14 protein-coding genes are annotated in these 17,450 nt (G+C 37.7%); 4 read left to right on the top strand and 10 right to left on the bottom strand.

Annotated features, from left to right (window positions below):
- Positions 1 to 588 precede the first annotated feature (588 nt).
- A complete protein-coding gene (locus A33Q_RS18325; RefSeq protein ID WP_009033223.1) occupies positions 589 to 1,455 on the bottom strand; it encodes a hypothetical protein in 867 nt (288 codons plus the stop codon).
- A gap of 301 nt (positions 1,456 to 1,756) precedes the next feature.
- On the opposite strand from A33Q_RS18325, the gene A33Q_RS21670 reads away from it, so the two are divergent.
- On the top strand, positions 1,757 to 2,920 hold the full coding sequence (locus tag A33Q_RS21670) for an exonuclease domain-containing protein (protein WP_009033222.1): 1,164 nt from the start codon (positions 1,757 to 1,759) through the stop codon (positions 2,918 to 2,920).
- Positions 2,921 to 3,162: 242 nt separating this feature from the next.
- Here A33Q_RS21670 and A33Q_RS18335 read toward each other — a convergent pair whose 3' ends face one another.
- The 9 genes from A33Q_RS18335 to A33Q_RS18380 all read right to left on the bottom strand — a co-directional run bounded on the left by A33Q_RS18335 (position 3,163) and on the right by A33Q_RS18380 (position 10,857).
- Positions 3,163 to 4,002, bottom strand: coding sequence for an agmatine deiminase family protein (locus A33Q_RS18335; protein ID WP_009033221.1), 840 nt, complete (start codon positions 4,000 to 4,002; stop codon positions 3,163 to 3,165).
- Positions 3,999 to 4,505 carry a DNA-deoxyinosine glycosylase gene (locus tag A33Q_RS18340; RefSeq protein ID WP_009033220.1) on the bottom strand — a complete coding sequence of 169 codons (507 nt, stop codon included), beginning with the start codon at positions 4,503 to 4,505 and terminating at the stop codon, positions 3,999 to 4,001. Before A33Q_RS18340 ends, A33Q_RS18335 begins: the two co-directional genes overlap by 4 nt.
- Positions 4,506 to 4,668: 163 nt before the next feature.
- Positions 4,669 to 6,819, bottom strand: a complete 2,151-nt coding sequence (locus A33Q_RS18345) for a nuclease-related domain-containing DEAD/DEAH box helicase (protein WP_016255537.1) — start codon at positions 6,817 to 6,819, stop codon at positions 4,669 to 4,671.
- A gap of 172 nt (positions 6,820 to 6,991) precedes the next feature.
- On the bottom strand, positions 6,992 to 7,819 hold the full coding sequence (locus A33Q_RS18350) for a hypothetical protein (protein ID WP_009033217.1): 828 nt from the start codon (positions 7,817 to 7,819) through the stop codon (positions 6,992 to 6,994).
- Positions 7,803 to 8,849 carry a DGQHR domain-containing protein gene (locus tag A33Q_RS18355; RefSeq protein ID WP_009033216.1) on the bottom strand — a complete coding sequence of 349 codons (1,047 nt, stop codon included), beginning with the start codon at positions 8,847 to 8,849 and terminating at the stop codon, positions 7,803 to 7,805. Before A33Q_RS18355 ends, A33Q_RS18350 begins: the two co-directional genes overlap by 17 nt.
- Positions 8,850 to 9,028: 179 nt before the next feature.
- A complete protein-coding gene (locus A33Q_RS18365) occupies positions 9,029 to 9,400 on the bottom strand; it encodes a hypothetical protein (RefSeq protein WP_009033214.1) in 372 nt (123 codons plus the stop codon).
- Positions 9,397 to 9,942: a hypothetical protein gene (locus A33Q_RS18370; RefSeq protein WP_016255538.1), complete on the bottom strand. Its 546-nt coding sequence runs from the start codon at positions 9,940 to 9,942 to the stop codon at positions 9,397 to 9,399. The genes A33Q_RS18365 and A33Q_RS18370 overlap by 4 nt, the downstream gene beginning before the upstream one ends.
- Positions 9,943 to 10,169: 227 nt before the next feature.
- Positions 10,170 to 10,439, bottom strand: coding sequence for a helix-turn-helix domain-containing protein (locus A33Q_RS18375; protein ID WP_009033212.1), 270 nt, complete (start codon positions 10,437 to 10,439; stop codon positions 10,170 to 10,172).
- Positions 10,440 to 10,443: 4 nt separating this feature from the next.
- A complete protein-coding gene (locus A33Q_RS18380; protein WP_009033211.1) occupies positions 10,444 to 10,857 on the bottom strand; it encodes a helix-turn-helix domain-containing protein in 414 nt (137 codons plus the stop codon).
- A gap of 677 nt (positions 10,858 to 11,534) precedes the next feature.
- On the opposite strand from A33Q_RS18380, the gene A33Q_RS18385 reads away from it, so the two are divergent.
- The 3 genes from A33Q_RS18385 to A33Q_RS18395 all read left to right on the top strand — a co-directional run bounded on the left by A33Q_RS18385 (position 11,535) and on the right by A33Q_RS18395 (position 17,425).
- Positions 11,535 to 12,401, top strand: a complete 867-nt coding sequence (locus A33Q_RS18385; protein ID WP_160169358.1) for a hypothetical protein — start codon at positions 11,535 to 11,537, stop codon at positions 12,399 to 12,401.
- Between the two features lie 205 nt (positions 12,402 to 12,606).
- Complete coding sequence (locus A33Q_RS18390; RefSeq protein WP_009033210.1) at positions 12,607 to 14,232, top strand: TlpA family protein disulfide reductase; 1,626 nt, start codon at positions 12,607 to 12,609, stop codon at positions 14,230 to 14,232.
- A 4-nt stretch (positions 14,233 to 14,236) separates the two neighbouring features.
- Positions 14,237 to 17,425 (top strand): SusC/RagA family TonB-linked outer membrane protein, encoded by a 3,189-nt coding sequence (locus tag A33Q_RS18395; protein ID WP_009033209.1) that lies wholly within the window; start codon positions 14,237 to 14,239, stop codon positions 17,423 to 17,425.
- Positions 17,426 to 17,450 lie beyond the last annotated feature (25 nt).

The following is a 17,450-nucleotide window of genomic DNA, read 5'->3' on the forward strand; positions in this document are numbered from 1 at the left end:
TTTCAGAATAACCTTGACCAATTTGTATAACTAGTCTATTATAAAGTTTTTGAGTTTCATTTAACTCTTTAATAATTTCAGTTTTAGTTTTTGGCATGGTCTTTATTTTTTAAGGGTTTCTTTTTCTCAAATTGGCTCATAGTATTTACTTTTTGCAATTGCGTAACGCATTCCAAAATGGCATGCTTTTAATATTTCCCAATCACCAAACCTACCATTTCCCCCCACCCAAAAAATACCCTGTACAGGGTAATTTCACCAATATAAATCAAAAAAGCCCCGGATTTCGGAGCTATTTACAAATAATGTCTAAGAATTCGAGGGTAAGAGTCCATGACTAAGCCTTGAACCAAAGGGTATCTTTGAGTGTCGGGAAAATAATAAGAAAAATCAGCAAAGGCCATATTAGCAACTGGAAGCTAAAAGAAAAGGGATAGTCGGTGAAAACAGCGGCTATCCTATGCTTGATGAACCGCTCCCGCACGTGCGGGAAGACCCGTACCCCGAAAGCTTTCGGGGGTGGTGTGAGAGGCGCACCTCATCAGAGAAATCTGGCGAGGCCGTCTACTCAATTGTATGCAGTTATTATTATTCATTATCTGTATGACCTTCTTTGGCTTTCTTCTGAGATTCTTCTATAACTTGGTCAACATTTTCCTCAATTACTTTTTCCTTTCCTTTTTCGTTCATTGCTGCCTTACTTTTCAGGTATTCAGGACTTGGCCAAATCTTATGTAGTTCATTTTCCAAAATCTCAGTTAGCTGAATACAAGCTTCATATGATTGCAAGAAGTATTGGACTGTTACGGGTAGATATATTCCTGATTTAACTCTAGAAAGCGGCCCTGCTTTAGCTAGATAGATATCATTTGCATATCCACTATTATGAATATGAATGTCCCTAGTAGCTTTCAGTTCTATATACTTATGATAGATTGGATTCTCAAGTAAGTTTAAACCAACATAATTATGAAACTCTTCTGCAAACTCTTTGGGTGATTTGTATGCGATTTCGTTTAAAATATTATCTACAATTCCAATTTTTATCGATTCAATAGAGTCAGCACCTAAGGCTAAAGAAACATCAATTTTTCTTTTGTTTGGAATTTTGCCTGGAAACTCAATCAATACGTTCTTCAGAATAAAGCTTAGAAGTGTCTCGGTCAAAGTAACTAATCTATAAATTCCATCTAAGGGCAATTTAGTCTCACTCATAAATCGATACCTATTAATCAGCTCCTCCTTCGAATAAGTGATTGTTGAATTAATTGGTGTATCATCTGCCCTCCAACCAACAGGATGGTCAATTTTAATGGTTTCCTCCTTATCCTCATCTATTAGTTGGATAACCCTATCATTTGAAAGTACAGTCAAATTGGCCAACTCTCCTTCAGCGAACAAAAGTGACCTCGTATATGATATTGCATTAAATAGTATATCTCCGAAATTTTCCATGGTTTAGTTTAATTGCATAAAACAATCACCTTCCACAGAAGCAGATTGCATTCCTAGTTTGCATGCTATCAATAATATTGTTGATGATTCCCATTTACCAAACCTACCCAATCCCCTCCAAACAAAAAATACCCTGTACAGGGTATTTTTTATCTTTTATTTCTTTGTTTTCTTGTGATCAATAAAACAACATCTTTATAAATACTTGTATGTATTTTAAACTTAGGGAAATATTTAAAGGTGTAGGGTTAATATTAATTAATGCCATTCAAATAGTTATGACCGAATAAATCCTCAGCCTATGAACTGGTTTAAAAATTTATTTAAATCACAAGACAAAATCTCAATTACTGTTGAAGGAGTTAATCCACAGACAGAAAATGAGTTTAGGTTTTTTCGTTTCGTTGAAAATGAACCTGTTTATTTTCTTGAGAGATGGTTCGAAGAGTCCAAAAAATTAGGACATAAATTTAAACCTCAATATTCAGAAGCAATCCTAAAAAAAATCCAAACTGGAAGTTTTAAGAATCCTCACAAGTTCCCTGAATACTTTAATTCTGATTTTGATTTCATCGCAATTGATTTTGAAACAGCCAATAACAATAGAGTTAGTGCTTGTGCTTTAGGCCTTGCATTTGTGAAAAATGAAACTTTTGTACATAAGGAAAAGCATTTTATTCTTCCGCCCAAAGGAGAAAAGCTTTTAAGTACTCATACTAATTTGCATGGGATTACCAATGATGATCTTGAGTTTTCTTTAAACTTCAGGGAACTTTGGGATTATGAACTCCATAAATACTTTAATAACAACTTAATTGTTTTTCATAATGCAAGTATGGATTTAAGTGTTATGAAGAGCCTATTTTCATTTTATGAAATTGAAAATTTCAACATCAATTATTTAGATACAATGAGGCTTGCGGAGAAAACTGGACATCCCAAAAAGCTTACTGACTTAGCAAAAAAATTCGATATAGAAATAACAAATCATCATGATCCTCAAGAAGATGCAGCAGTATGTGCAAATGTCTTTAGTGAATTGATAGAATTGTTTCCTGATTATAGAGAATTGATAAGGAATATTAGCTCAGATAATTCAGATGCTAAAAAATCATCCAAAGATCTCAGCCTAAAAGTCGAAAATGAGAATTTGGATATTATCAGGAAATATTCAAAAAGCAAAGAGGAACTTAATTCAATTTGTATTAAAGATTCTGGCTTTGTTTTTACAGGAGAGCTTACCGAGAACCGAGAATCTTGTAAAGAGTTTATTATAAAACACGGTGGTTTAATAAAGCCATCGATTACTAGTAAGGTTGATTTTGTAATAATAGGTGCTGGATATGGTTGGTCTAAAATCCAAAAGATCCATGTACTGAATTCTCAAAAAAATAAAAACATCAAAATTCTTTCAAATGGAGACTTTTTAGAGTTGAAAAAAAGATATGATAACACCAATCACTGACAGATAAACCTCCTAAATTAATCTCTAGAATAACTTTTGCTCTGCCTAAGAAGAAGATATTACGGATCTATACTATTCTTAAACCTCAAATACTCCCCGACAAAGTCATACAGGATGGCGCAACCTACAATCCAGTTAACCGCTCCCGCACGTGGGGGAAGACCCGTACGTATGGTGGTGTGAGAGTCTCAACCTGAGCCATTTGGCTCAGGTCGGGCTACTCGATTAGGGAATGCTTTTCTTCATTTTTTTATGTTCCATGTCAAGCAGTTTATGATTCCTGTGTGTTTTGCAGGTTCATTGCTCTTGACTGTGATTATTTGTTTGTCAGGAAAAATTTCCTTTGACTTTTCAATTGCATCCTTGTCTGTTTCCTTTCCAAAAATTGGTAAAACTAAATGATTTTCTAATTCAAGATAGTTCAGGTAAAGTCCTGCGGCATCATCAAAATCTTCATTGCCATATGGGTTAAAAGGAAAGGTCTTCCATTTCAGTCCTGAATTATGTAAAGCTCCCAAAAAGTCAATGTAGTCTTTCTGGTCTTCATTGCTGAAGTCATTAATTAAAACTGTGTCTTGGCTAATAAATCTCGCCATTCCGTCAACGTGTCCAAGCCAATCTCCTTTCTCGACTGGAACAAAAAAAATGTCATTTACTTCAAAAAGGTTTTTCAGTTGTTCAATAAGCTTTAATTCAGGGATGGTATTGTTTTCAGTAAATATCTTGGTTGTCATCAGCACTTTATCATTCCATCTTGAAATGTTTCCGCCATCTAAAATTATTTCAGATTTCACGGTTTTTATTCCAATGGCTTCACAAATTGAATCAACGTCAGAAATTGTCCTTGACCATTTTTTGGTTGAAATCAAATAGTCAGGTTTATAGGTGAACCTTACGAACTTATTTTCTGAAACTTGAACTGGCATGTAATCCACAGCCCAAACGTCCATTGTGTTAGGAAGAACTCCAAAGGGGATTTTTGCCTGTTCGAGCTTGGACATAAATTCTCTTGCAAACTCAGGATATTTGGTTGAAAGAATGTCCGCTATGAATACAAAATTTGTTTGGCTGTCAGTTATCATTCTTTTGTAAAATAGTCTTTGTAAATTTTGGCTTTATCCTGCAAGTTCAATCTTCTATAAACCGGAGATGGAGATGGAAGAACTACTAAGTCCAAATGTTTTGGAAATTCAAAGTTCTCAATGAACTCCTTGTGAACCCCTTTACCCGTAAATAGAATTTGTTTGATATTTTTAGTTGTCAAAATTTCATTGATTGCTTTTTTGTTGTATTCCTTATTTATCAGGTTTTCATCAGAGTTTTTGTTTTCACTTCTTTGGCACGAGAGCAATATATCAGTAATTGCAATATTATTGTCCTTGAATAGTTTTTGTTTATTTTTCTTATCTGATAAGTCTCTATCGAAAACAATTTCGAGAATTTTCCAAAATTGATTTCTTGCAGCACAGTAGAACCAATCATTCTCTCTTTTTGATTGAGTTGATTCTTTTCCTGGAAAACTACCTAAAATGAGTCTTGTACTGTCTTCTGGAATAAATGGTTCAAATGGATGTTGTTCTATCATTCGCGTTTTTTTAAATATGCCCAACGTTTCTCAGCTATACGCAGGCAGGGATTTTTACCACTGAACTTCCTACGAAGAACTGAACTTTAAATTTACCACTTACCTGTCCTACGAAGCACGAAACCCCTGCTTGCGTATAGGTGATATTGTGCTTTCGTACTTTTCATTTTACTTTTTCAATCAAGTCTTTTAGTTTAGTATGGTACTCTTGATTTCCATAATTTATTAAAATAAGATTAGCTCTTGTTCTTGTTATACCTGTATACAATATCTCGTCAAAGGTCATTTGAAAATTGTAATCTTCAAGAATGAGGAAAACTGTTTCACTTTCCCATCCTTTAAAACTATGTATTGTGGAAATTTTTACCGTGCCACTATTCATATAAAAATGGATTTTTTTGTTATTCCGAATCATTTTAAGATTACCGGATTGTCTCTCAGGTCCAAATTCCTTCTTAAAACCTCCGAGCTCCTCTTTATATTTTTCCAAATAATCCAAAAAGTCAGATAGTTTGGTGGAAAATCTCTCACAATAAAATTCAAGTTTGCCTCTAAAACGGTCTGGATATTCGACATACAAATCGTTTAATGTAAACAAAGTACTAAGTTGATTGAAGCCCCTTGCTTCTGACCTATCATTTTGTCTTTTTATAAGTGTAATACCACTCTTAAGCCAATCAGGCCTGTTATTCTTTAAATAATTAAGTCCCATTCGATAAACCATTTCAAATGTTTCAAACATTGTGTTTGTGCGTTCATTTGAAGAATATCGGTAGAAAGCGTCAAATTTTTTAAGAAGCCCAATTGAATTTCCCAAAACAGTTATGTCATTAGGTGGAATATCTCTATTGATTGCATTCTCGTGAATTATTGTGTACAAGCTTGAAACACTATCAGCATTGGGGAGAAAAATGTAGTTAATACTACCTTGTTGATTTCTTTCAAATTCAATTTCAAGGGTTTGACTTTTTTGGTTAAATGAGTCAATTTCATATTTATCCTTGAATATATCTTTTTGATAATGGATTGCTAAGTCTTTTATTTTGAAGCCGGAACGAAAACAGTTTTTCAGCTCGTTAACGCCCTTTACATTGGTTGAAATGTCTTTACCCTCAGTTTGATTGTTATATATATTCTGTTTTACATCACCAAACAAAACATACTCGCCATCTGTAACTAAAAAACATTCCTTGATGATTTCCATCCAAGGTCTTTTATAATCCTGAATTTCATCAATTAAAATGACATCATAAGGTTTTATTTTGTCCTTATTCTCAATGAATAATTCTTTATTTGAGTAATATTCCTTTTCAAAATAATCATCTTTTTGTTCTTCTGTATATTCGTCAAATCCATCAGGAACTTTGATAGGAATTCCTAAATTATTAAGTTCAGAGTTTATGAATAAATGATAATTTGATATGACAAAATGTTCCCAAGAAAAATCTTCTCTAACCTTGCTTATTTTGTCTTTGATAAAATTTTTGAGTGTAATGTTAAAAGTCAAGATAAGAACGTTGCCTTTCGTCCGCTTATGAGCTTGAACTGCTCTTGCAGCAAGTACAGTGGTTTTTCCTGAACCAACAACACCCTTTATTCTCTGTTGTTTACGATTTGATTCATAGATTATTTCAAGTTGCTTTTGACTGTATCTTATATCTTCACCCTCTTCTTTTAAATGAACAGGTGGTTTGAGAAATCTCTTTATACTACTGTAAATATCATCTGTAAAAAGGAAAGAAGGTCGTTTAGAAATTAAATACCTGTTCTTTAGTAATTCTTTCAGGTCAAATTCATTTAGGTTATCCCTCCCTATAAAATCTATATTATATTTGAGGAATGACAGGTATCGATTATCGTGTTCATAAGGTTCAACAAGGAGTTCCTTGATTTTATCTGAGGTTGCATTATGAAAATATATAGCACAAGAAACAGTATTGAAATGCCTTATATCCTTTATCTTTTTTTCTAGTAAGTTTTCAATATGGAGTTCAAATAAGTTGTCTTTGTATTTTAAGACTTGAGAAACTGGAGATTTATGAGTTTTTGTTTTGTTACTTTTTATTACAAAATTTTTTCTTTCATCAAGTTCATAGCTATTTAGGTCATAATCTTTTACTTCAACAATTAGGATTCCTTGTCCTTGCTTCATAATGACAATGTCTGGTCGGTCACCATTCATATATGGGTTGAAATAAACCTCAAATGATTGGTCAAGTTGAGAATCCAAGAATTTAAGCAAATGCAATTCTCCTTCCTCAGGCTTTACCTTTAACGAAAGTATTTTGTCATATGATGGAATTAAGGTCGCCATTAATTATCTGTGGGTCTTTTTTTGTATGAAGCACAACGGGATTCAGCTATATGCAGGCAGGGATTATTAGCACTAAACTTTCTACGAAGAAATAATCTTTAAATTTATCAATATCCTGTCCTACGAAGCACTAAACCCCTGCTTGAGTGTAGGTGATGTTATGGTGCGTAATTCATTCCTTTTTTATTAAATTCAATATCTCTGTTTTTTCAATGCCAAATAATTTAAGTTCCCTTAAGTGAAATAAAACCTTCTTAGTATTGTGCATTGAAAGGTCTATTTCTCCATTATTTTTATCAATAATTTGTTGTATTTTTTTGTATGGTATTGACAGAATTGAGTGGTCAGTGTCAAAGCATATTGAATAGTCTTTAGAATTATAAAAATTAAAAAGTTCAATCACTTTTTTGTCTTTAAAATAACTTTCTAAATGAACGAAGCAAAAATCTATGTCTGGTTCTGAAAAGTTCTTTTGAGAATAATTAATTCTTTCTCTATGGTGCAAATACCAACTATAGGGGTCTAAATCATCTATTTGATTATCAAGAATTGGATCAGATAACTCGCCTTTCTTTTTTAGCTCTTTGACAAGTTCAATTGCTAACTGATGGTCTCCTTTTGCTTTCTTGTTAAATGCAACAAAACCTTCATCTTTCTTTAATTTTGTATAATATAATGCGCCATTACGTACAATTAAATGGCCGGAAAGTAAAATATCGCATCGAAGTAGGTAAAAAATTGAATAATATAATTTAACAATGGCCCAGCTTTGCTTCCCGTAATGCAAATCTTCTATGGCACAAAAAAAACTTTCTAGTGCTTTAAAGAAATATGAAGAAATATCACTTTCTCTACAGTTCTTCAATGGAAGAACATCCTTTTCTTCAATTTTCCACTTTATGAAAATATGTTTGTATGAACCCCATTTCTCCACTTCATAGCAGTTCTGGGCATTTTCAATGTAGAGTTGAACATCGTTTCTTTTAAAACTTGTATTCATCACTTTTCGGAATATCTTTTGTAAAACATTCGTTGAAGAAATTCTTTACTGTTTTTCTTGCAGATTTTCCATCCAAGTTTCGGAAATCAGAAGTTGTAATTAGATAATCCGGTTCTAACTTCATTATTTCTTCAAAGTATTCCATTGAGAAATTTTTATCAGCTTGACACTTTGGTATTAAAGTCTCAACTAGAAACTCAAATGACCCATTAAAACCTGCACCCTTAATGAATGGATTTTCCGTGCTTTTATCCCATAAATTATTAGCCTTTTGGTAAGATTTTTTAATAGAACTATAATAGTTGAGTATAATTCTCTGCTGAACTTCAATTTCATTTAGTTGAAGTCGATTAAAAACACCATCTGCTCCTAGATGAGGTTTTATTGCATTGACAATAATGGCAAGGTCAATTAATCCACTTCCTTTTGGACTACCTGGATATTTTACCCTTTGATAGAAAGGTGATGTCTCTTCGGTATTTAAAAATTCAATTATATCTGTAGCACGATTTATTGCGTGTTCCTTATCTTCAATTGCTTCTCCAAATAAATCATAAATTAAACTTTTAGGGACGGGTTTCTGCTCGCTATTAATATTAAGGAATATTTTGGCTGCTTCTTTAGTTGTAAGCCCAATTGCTAATGAAACTAATACTTCTTTTTCTTTTATTGCGGAATCATAATTGGCTGCTTCTCGAAGTCCTTCAATTCTATGTTGACCATCCAAGATTTGAGCTCTTCTACCTTGAAGTGGAAGATTGAGAGTATCCTTTTTTATTTTTGGCTGATTATCTGTGTCAGTCCAATTAAGAATGAATGTGTTCACAAATAAATTTCCTTCCAAGATGAATTTCCTAATTAAAGAAATTCTTTGTTTGTTCAGAATCCTTTGAACTGCGCCTTGTTCTGTGCTTTTTCCCCGTGCTGCAACATAGGTGATGTCTAGCAAGTCAGAAATTTTCATTGAAAACGTGTAAATGTCATTCTCGAAAAATCGAGTAGTTACGTATCTGTATTCTTCACTTCTCATTTTCTTGTTCTTTAGGTTTTTCGTTTTCTATTATACACCATAACGGTTTCGGGCTTTGCGTTCGGGCGGGATTTCGGAGGACAAAACTGTCAAACTGCACTGAACTTGAATAGAAGCACAAAGCTCCAAGTTTGCATGTCACCCCGCCTGACGCAAAACCCGTGTTATATGCCGCTTTTCTATTCATTTTCTGTCGGTTTGTCAAATGTCGGATAACCATTTTTCCATTTTCTCTCTGTTGAATTCCACATTAAATATGGCCCGTCAAAACCTTCCACATAAATAAGTTCAAAGTTGTCTTCACTTAATTTTCTGTACTCTGGTTGCAAAAAATCAATTTTGTCTCTAAAACCAAATTTTCGCAATGTTTCCCAATCGTTGTTGTCGGGTAAGCCATTTTGTTTTTGATATCTTTCAATCTTTTCTATTATCTGCTCGCCAAGTTTTATGTCTGAACTTCTGTTTATAGTCAAAGGCAAGTTCCACCAAATGAAATAAGTTCCAATGATTAGAACAAATACGGCCAATATGCTAAAAAATATTTTTTTCATTGTTTGAGTGTTTTCAAGTCCATTGATAAAAATAGCCCACCTGTCAGCCCGTGAATGATTCCTGCACCCCAATAAAACCAAAGTCGATATATTGCATAACCTTGAAGTGCGTCAAAAATTTCAAATCGTCTGTTTTTAATTGTCGCCAAAACTCCTTCACTCAAAGCTGTCGAAAGGAATGCAATTGTCCAAATGAAGAGAATAAAGCTGAATGCAACTAAATAAACGTTTCTTTTCTGTCCTGTCACTTGTTTGTAAATCAGTTTAGAAGTCAGCCAAGTTGAAAGTGTCAGTCCGAATGGAATTGTCAGCCAAATATGAAGTCTTGCTATTAAATAGTCGCTGTTTGGTATTTCATTGATTAGCCAAAAAATAAAAACTGTCACCAAAGCACCAATAATCAGATGTCTTGATAAAATTTGAAATGTCAGTTTTATATCTTGCTTCATTTTCGGTTTGTGTCGTCCTAAAATGCCACATAACTTATTTATAAAAACGTATCTATTCCTCCAAGCTAACAAAAACTGATAGCTTGGTATCATAAAAACATCATTTATTAAAATTTCAATTAATTCAAAGATTAATCAATAGCTGATCGTAAACCTGAGATTATTATCATCACATTAAAATCAACTAAATCCCCACATCCCCAAACCTACCCATTTCCCCTCTCCCAAAAAATACCCTGTACAGGGTAATTTCACCTATATAAACCAAAAAAGCCCCGGTTTTCGGAGCTTTTTGATTTAAAAACGAGGTGATTTGTTATTCAATCATTTTTGTAAGTTCCAATATACCCACTGTTGCTATTACTTTTTTCCCCAATATTATTGTGATTAACACTGGCGTTTTCTAAAAAAAATACCTCTGCAGGAATATTAAAAAAATCTCCAAGCTTTATTGCATTTTGAATAGTCATTTTCACTTTTCCATCTTTGATTCCCCTAAGTTCTTCAAGTGGAATTTCCGAGCCTTTAGAGACTTCTTCAATTGTCACATTCTGGTCAAGTAATAATGTTTTAAATGGGATATTACTCATATTTTTAATTTTTAGATTTTTTAGAATTCAACTCTGATTTCAATATCTCAATAACTTCCTTTAAAAGGCCAATTTGGTGGTCTTTTTCTTTGATTAGTTGGTCTTTTTCAGAAATAATTCTTTCATAAAGTGACTCTGTACTTTGATCATTAATATAATTGTGAATGTAACCACTATTGCTGTTACTTTTTGGCCCAGTATTATAATTGATTACTGGCAACTCATCTGACAGAAAATAATCTGGCTTCACATGATAAAACTCAGACAGTTGCTGAATCCTATCCAAAGTCAGCTTGGTCTTCCCTGACTCCAAATTAGAATAGGTCTTCTGATTAATATTTAGCACATTGGCTACATATTCCTGAGAGTAATCCCGGGATTCCCGAAGTATCCTCATGATTTTTTGTGCCTTGACCATAGCAGTACTTTTTTGACTGAACTAGAAAATTTCTTCCTTGAATAGTACTTTTTTTAACGAATTCCCTTCATACAAATTTCCAAAATTTGTCTTAAAGCAATCATAGTTCAATATAAGCAGTTATTAGCTGATTTGGAATATTTGATTGAATCTTTTATTTGGAAACGGTAAAATATGGACTTGCTTATTCACTTATTTGATCAGGAATCTTCAACTCAACCAAAGAGAAGATGTAAATCGGTGAATATAAGTTCAGTCTATTATTGTGGTTTTGAAATTTCAGACTCCTCATCAATATCCCCTTTTGAAATCCTATTCAAAAGAAAACCCAAAAACCCTATTTGAACCTATTTTCCTTCCAGGTGGGCATACGAAACCTCCACAAGCTATAGATACTCTTTTAGGCCCACTTGTGAGATTCAAGAAGCAAAGCCTGTCCCGAGCATCGGGAAAGCAAGAGACAAGACGGGTCTGTGAGTCTATTATACTAGTTGATAGACGATAGACCATAGACGGATTTACCTTTTGTAGGGGTTTGACTCAGTCGTAAGGTATAATAATCTAATCGGTCTCTTGATCCAGCCTACAATTATAGGTCTTGGTACATGGTACTTTGTACTTTGTACAACACCCTATTTACAAGGGCTGTATTTCCAACATATCTAAACTTATCTCCAATGAAGCACTTCATGAAAAACTGCTTCCTGGCATTCCTATGCCTATACCGAAGCAAAGCCTACGGCATACGAAAAAGAGTTGTGGATCACCCTTATGGGAGTCGGGCAGGGAATCCCCGCCCTTCCGCTCCCTCCTTCTTACAAAGGTGGATCCATTACAGGCTATACCCTGCCCATGCCTGTCCGGCCGCCTCCAGGATCAGGGCAGTGACTGACCTGGGCTCCAAGTATCCCAGAAGTCTCAGCACGGTACTCTGGCTGGCATCACTGGCGCTTACGGTACGAGGTACCTATGACAGAAATGTAGGGATCGTCATTCTGAACGCAGTGAAGAATCTCCCACTATTAAGGGAAGGAGATCCTTCACCTCCGCAAGCTTCGGATCAGGATGACGTACACCTACGGTCATTTCCACGCTGTAAAAGCCAGATTATAAACACTGCCATTGACAGGATTGTAGGGGCCGTCACTCTGAGTGAAGCGAAGAGTATCCTTCCTTTGAGAGTAGGTAGATCCCCCGCAAATCTGCGGGACAGGCTTTCTCCTCCGCAAGCTACGGATACCATTGACAGATATGGAGGGATCGTCATTCTGAACGCAGTGAAGAATCTCCCACTATTAAGGGAAGGAGATCCTTCTCCTCCGCAAGCTACGGATCAGGATGACGTACACCTACGGTCATTTCCCCGCTGTAAAAGCCAGATTATAAACAATGCCATTGACCTGATCCGGGAAAGGTTACTGATGATCTCCTTCCGCTCAGCAAAGGTGCTCATCAAGGGACTGCCATACCAAAAGCTCTCCCTCAAAGACGGCAGCAGGCATGTTTGCATGCCCTCTTACCTCAAGCCCAGGGAATTTCCCTAAGTAAAAACTTTACCCCTAACTCCCTTCAAGGCTCCCGGTTCACTTTCCTCATAAGGTGATTTGATTTAAAGACCCAAATGTAGCTAGCGGATTCACATAAGGTGACGGTACTACCCCGGGAGGGAAGCCCCGCTTCCGGGCCGGAAATTTAGTTGATAACCGTGCATTCCGGCCTCCTTTTTTTATCAATATAAAATACCTACACATGAAACAATCTAAAACCTTTAAAGGCTGCTTCTCACTATCCAAGAACAATAAATTATCAAGGGCTATTTTCCTTGTGACTTTGCACTGCCTCTTATTTTCCTTAAAAGCGATTTCTCAGGTTGCCGGAAATATCCATGATACAAAAGTCCATATTAAGTTGGAAAAGAAAGGGGTATCGGATATGGTCGATGCTTCCGTAATCCTGTACTCCGAGTTTTTGGATTTAGACGCTGCCTTTCCGAAACCTGACAAGATTGATCTCCACCTCACTAAAGGATCTTTTCTGACCGCTGACCCTGGTATGATGTCAGGCTCATTGGAAATTAACCCTCAAGAGAAGTACTCCTATATCGATATATTCTTCGGTGGGACCAAAATCATAGACCATTACCTTATCGAACAGGGAGATTCTATCTGGATCCATCTCGAAGAGGAAGTCTACTTTCTGGGTCCTCAGGGCTATAAATTTGAATTGCAGCAACAGCTGGACAGAGCGCTCAAAAAATCAAGAATCAGGACTAATCCACTGATCATGATTTCGGATGCCTCTTCTTTTCTCGATACAGAGGATAAAAAAATAGTGCATCAACAACTTCTGGATTCCTACCGGCCCGGATGGAACAGGAAAGTTGACATTGCAGACACCGACCAAAAGATTGCGGAAAGGATTGAGGCCTTACTTAGCAACTCTCTTGACCATAATGAAATCCGCGCAATCCTGGACAGGTATAGTGGAGGTATCAGCGGGGAATTGTACAACATTCTCCTGATGGAGACCGTGGCGAAATCAATATTGCCTGCATTGGATTTGTTGATCTCTCAAGGCAATCACCGTTCTCCCTATTTTACAAATCTTCAAGTAGCTGATTTGATTTCAGGCTTGGTCAAACTGGATAGCCATGAAACTTTCTATCCTGACCCATATCGGAAGGCACTTATGCTTTCGGTGTACTGGCAGTCCCTGGCTGAATCAACCCCATTGGCTGAAATCATGGAAACATTTTCCAATGAGCTAGAAGACCTTCTTTGGGCAAAATTAATGATAAAGTACAGGGCAAAATTCTCCCCCTCCTTCTTTCAAACCCAAATACCCAATATCCAATCACAAAAGATCCGGACACAACTGTTGGGTCTTTTGGTGGAAAATCATCAATCCCTTGATTTGGCCACATTCGAAAGCACAGATGGGGAGGAAGTAGCATTCAAGGATCATTCCGGTAAGTTTCTTTTTGTGGATTTCTGGATCAGCGGATGCGGCTCCTGTCTGAAATTCAAAAAGGAAATGATGCCCCATTTGTTGGCTTTGGCCAAAGAGGGTCATCCCATAGAAGTGCTTGCAGTATCTGCTGATAAAAAGCAGGAAGTGTGGGTAAAAACTATTGATTCGGAAACTTTTCGGGGAGAGGGACTGACCAATCTCTACGCAGGGGAGCAGCATCCCTTTCTGGAAGCACATCTTATCAGAAGTTTCCCTACCCAAATGCTCATCTCTCCCGATGGCAGAATACTGAAATCAGGAACTATGCCCCATGATCCTTCCTCTATGCGGGAGTATCTCCTGGATGAATTGAAAAAGCCCACTCAAAACTCACAACACAGAACAAATTCCAACCAAAACAACTGACATCATGAAAAAAGCTTTACTTAAAAAACTGCCTTTAGGGCTGTTCATTTTGGCATTGGCCCTTGTTCCCCTTGCTTCTCAGGCACAGCTTAAAGGGACTGTTCTCACCATGCCTAACCGTCAGGAACTCCCAGGCGCTGTCATTATGATAAGGCCCTCGGACAGATCTGCTATCAGCGATGCACAAGGGGAGTTCAGTATTTCTCTGGAAGAGGGTATCCATACCCTGACAGTTTCCTATCTGGGATTTAAAACTTACACCCTCCAGCTCGACTATCCCCAGACCAATGAGCTGACCATCATTCTCGAGCCGGATCAAATGGACTTGGGTGAAGTGGAAGTGGTAACCACGGGCTATCATGAAATCCCAAAGGAAAGGGCAACAGGCTCCTTCGTCAAAGTAGGACAGGAACTGGTAGACAGAAGAATAAGCACCAATATCCTTGAAAGATTGGAGGATGTGACCTCGGGACTGATTTTTAATAGAAACAGCCCGAATACAGACCCACTGAGTATCAGGGGAAGGTCAACCTTGTTCGGGAATTCCTTTCCTCTGATTGTCATAGACAACCTTCCTTATGAGGGGCCATTGGAAAACATCAATCCCAATGATGTGGAATCTGTAACTGTCCTCAGAGATGCGGCAGCAGCCTCTATTTGGGGAGCTCAGGCAGGAAACGGTGTCATCATCATTACCACCAAAAAAGGTAAGATGGACATGCCATTAAAAGTTTCCTTCAATTCCAACGTCAATGTGATAGAGCCACAGGACTTGTTCTATCAGCCCCTAATGGATATCGGTGACTTCGTCAACCATGAAAGAGGCTTGTTTGAGGCCAATTACTACAATGCTCAGATCAATGCTCCTTCCAGGCAGCCCTTGTCACCAGTGGTGGAAACAATGCTTGCAGAGCGCAACGGACTGATCAGTCAGAGTGAGCGCGATGCGGCATTGGCAACCTTTTCCCAGCAGGATAGAAGAGAACAGTTGAGGGATTTCTATTACCGGCCTGCTGTGAACCAACAATATGCCCTTCAGCTAACCGGTGGAGGAAAAAACCACAACTATGCCTTTTCAGCAGGCTATGACAGAAATGGAAGTGATGTCATAGACAATACCTTTGAAAGAATTACCCTTACGGCAAAAAATTCATGGTCTGCTTTCAGCAACCGCTTGGAAATTTCAACAGGAATAGCCTATTCCAAAACAGCTGACCGCAGCGGTACTTCCGTGCCGAACATTTTGCATCCTTATGAGGCTCTTCGGGACGCTAACGGAAACAACCTTGCTGTGGTATCCGCAATCAATACCAGGTTCAGGGACCAGATGCAGGGCAGCGGATTGCTTGACTGGAGTTTCAGGCCGCTGGATGAAATCGGCATGGTGAATTCCCGTACCGGTTCAGATGATTTCAGGATAAATCTGGGAACCAATTACAAAATAATAGAAGGGCTAAATGCCCAGGTCCTGTACCAACTTTGGAGGAACAACCTGTCAAGCAGCAACCTTCAGGAAGAGGAGCTTTTTACTATGAGGAACCTGATCAACAGTTTTACGCAAGTGGCAGAAGACGGATCTCTATCAAGGCCAGTTCCATTGGGCAGCCGTCTATATACCACCAAAAGGGAGTCCTTCAGCCACAACTTGAGAGGGCAGTTGAATTATTCCAGAAAATTCCAAATTGGTGAGCTTGCAGCCCTGGGTGGCTGGGAAATGCGGGACAGGCAGTCCCTACAGGATAGGATGTCCTACTACGGATACAATGACAGGCTTGGAATCAGTACGCCGATAGACCATGTCACCCTATTTCCACAATTCCAAAATCCAGGATCAAGGCAGGCGATCCCCTACGGAGGCTTGCACAGTGGGGACATAGACAGGTTTGTTTCCTATTTCGCCAATGCTTCCTACACTCTGCAGGATAAATATACGCTCACAATGAGCGGAAGGAGGGATATGTCAAACCTTTTTGGTGTTAATGCCAACCAAAGGGGAGTCCCTCTTTGGAGTGTAGGTGGTTCATGGCTGATCAGCAATGAAAGTTTTTTTAACTGGGACTATATGCCATTCCTAAAATTGAGGACTACTTATGGATACAACGGAAATGTGGACAGGTTTTCAAGTGCACTGACAACCATGCGGTATACTACCTTTAATATGATCATTCCGGGTCTCCCCTATGGTTTTATCAATACCCCTCCCAATCCAGATTTAAGATGGGAAAGAATAAAGATTACCAATTTTGGGCTGGATTTTGAAAATAAGTCCGGCAGGTTAAGCGGTAACATAGAGTTTTACACAAAAACCGGTGTTGACCTGATTGGAGAGTCTCTAATACCAGAATCCAACGGACTGATGAATTTCAGAGGGAATTTTTCAAGTACGCGTACCATGGGCTGGGATATTACACTCAATACCCTCAATCTGGACAGGGGGATTAGGTGGAATACCCAATACCTCATAAGTTTTGTGAACGACAAAGTGCTCTCCTTTGACGGTAGCAGGTCTGTAGGCCAATATATAGGATCGGCTTCCACTTCGGTGATGCCAATGGAGGGCAATCCCCTTTTTGCTGTTTATTCCTATGGATGGCAAGGACTTCATCCTGATACTGGTGACCCTATGGGCCTGTTTGAGGGAGAAGCATCTACAAATTATGCAGGAATTATCAATTCCTTTACTCCGGAGACCCTCTACTATCATGGCCCTGCAAGGCCAACTGCTTTTGGATCTGTCCGCAATGATTTCATGTACAAAGCCTTAGGGATCTCATTCAACCTATCCTATAGATTTGGCCATTATTACAGAAGGCGATCTGTCAATTACATGGATCTGAACAGGGGTATGATCACCCATGGTGATTTTTCAGAAAGGTGGCAGCAGCCAGGGGATGAAGCTATTACCAATGTCCCTTCATTGCCTGTCGGACTGAACAATGCAAGGCATTTGTTTTACCAAGGTTCTGGCTCTCTTATAGAAAGTGCCGATAATATCAGGCTTCAGGATATCCGACTTTCCTACAGACCTGGTACAGGTTTGCCGAAGAATTCACCCTTATCGGGTGCAGAAATCTACTGCTATGTGAATAATGTCGGTATCCTCTGGAAGGCCACAAATGAGCGGATTGATCCTGAATTCCAGACCATGAGGCCTCTGAGAAGTGTAGCATTGGGAGTCAGATTTGACCTTTAAGTAAACCTGTGAAATTACCTAACAA

This window comes from Indibacter alkaliphilus LW1 (assembly GCF_000295935.2).
GTDB classification, from domain to species: Bacteria; Bacteroidota; Bacteroidia; order Cytophagales; family Cyclobacteriaceae; genus Indibacter; species Indibacter alkaliphilus.

Coding starts and splice junctions, on each gene's coding strand:
- A33Q_RS21670 (WP_009033222.1), top strand. CDS start 1,757: ATGAACTGGTTTAAAAATTTATTTAAATCACAAGACAAAATCTCAATT.
- A33Q_RS18340 (WP_009033220.1), bottom strand. CDS start 4,505: ATGATAGAACAACATCCATTTGAACCATTTATTCCAGAAGACAGTACA.
- A33Q_RS18390 (WP_009033210.1), top strand. CDS start 12,607: ATGAAACAATCTAAAACCTTTAAAGGCTGCTTCTCACTATCCAAGAAC.
- A33Q_RS18380 (WP_009033211.1), bottom strand. CDS start 10,857: ATGGTCAAGGCACAAAAAATCATGAGGATACTTCGGGAATCCCGGGAT.
- A33Q_RS18365 (WP_009033214.1), bottom strand. CDS start 9,400: ATGAAAAAAATATTTTTTAGCATATTGGCCGTATTTGTTCTAATCATT.
- A33Q_RS18370 (WP_016255538.1), bottom strand. CDS start 9,942: ATGATACCAAGCTATCAGTTTTTGTTAGCTTGGAGGAATAGATACGTT.
- A33Q_RS18325 (WP_009033223.1), bottom strand. CDS start 1,455: ATGGAAAATTTCGGAGATATACTATTTAATGCAATATCATATACGAGG.
- A33Q_RS18395 (WP_009033209.1), top strand. CDS start 14,237: ATGAAAAAAGCTTTACTTAAAAAACTGCCTTTAGGGCTGTTCATTTTG.
- A33Q_RS18355 (WP_009033216.1), bottom strand. CDS start 8,849: ATGAGAAGTGAAGAATACAGATACGTAACTACTCGATTTTTCGAGAAT.
- A33Q_RS18350 (WP_009033217.1), bottom strand. CDS start 7,819: ATGAATACAAGTTTTAAAAGAAACGATGTTCAACTCTACATTGAAAAT.
- A33Q_RS18345 (WP_016255537.1), bottom strand. CDS start 6,819: ATGGCGACCTTAATTCCATCATATGACAAAATACTTTCGTTAAAGGTA.
- A33Q_RS18385 (WP_160169358.1), top strand. CDS start 11,535: ATGAAGCACTTCATGAAAAACTGCTTCCTGGCATTCCTATGCCTATAC.
- A33Q_RS18335 (WP_009033221.1), bottom strand. CDS start 4,002: ATGATAACTGACAGCCAAACAAATTTTGTATTCATAGCGGACATTCTT.
- A33Q_RS18375 (WP_009033212.1), bottom strand. CDS start 10,439: ATGAGTAATATCCCATTTAAAACATTATTACTTGACCAGAATGTGACA.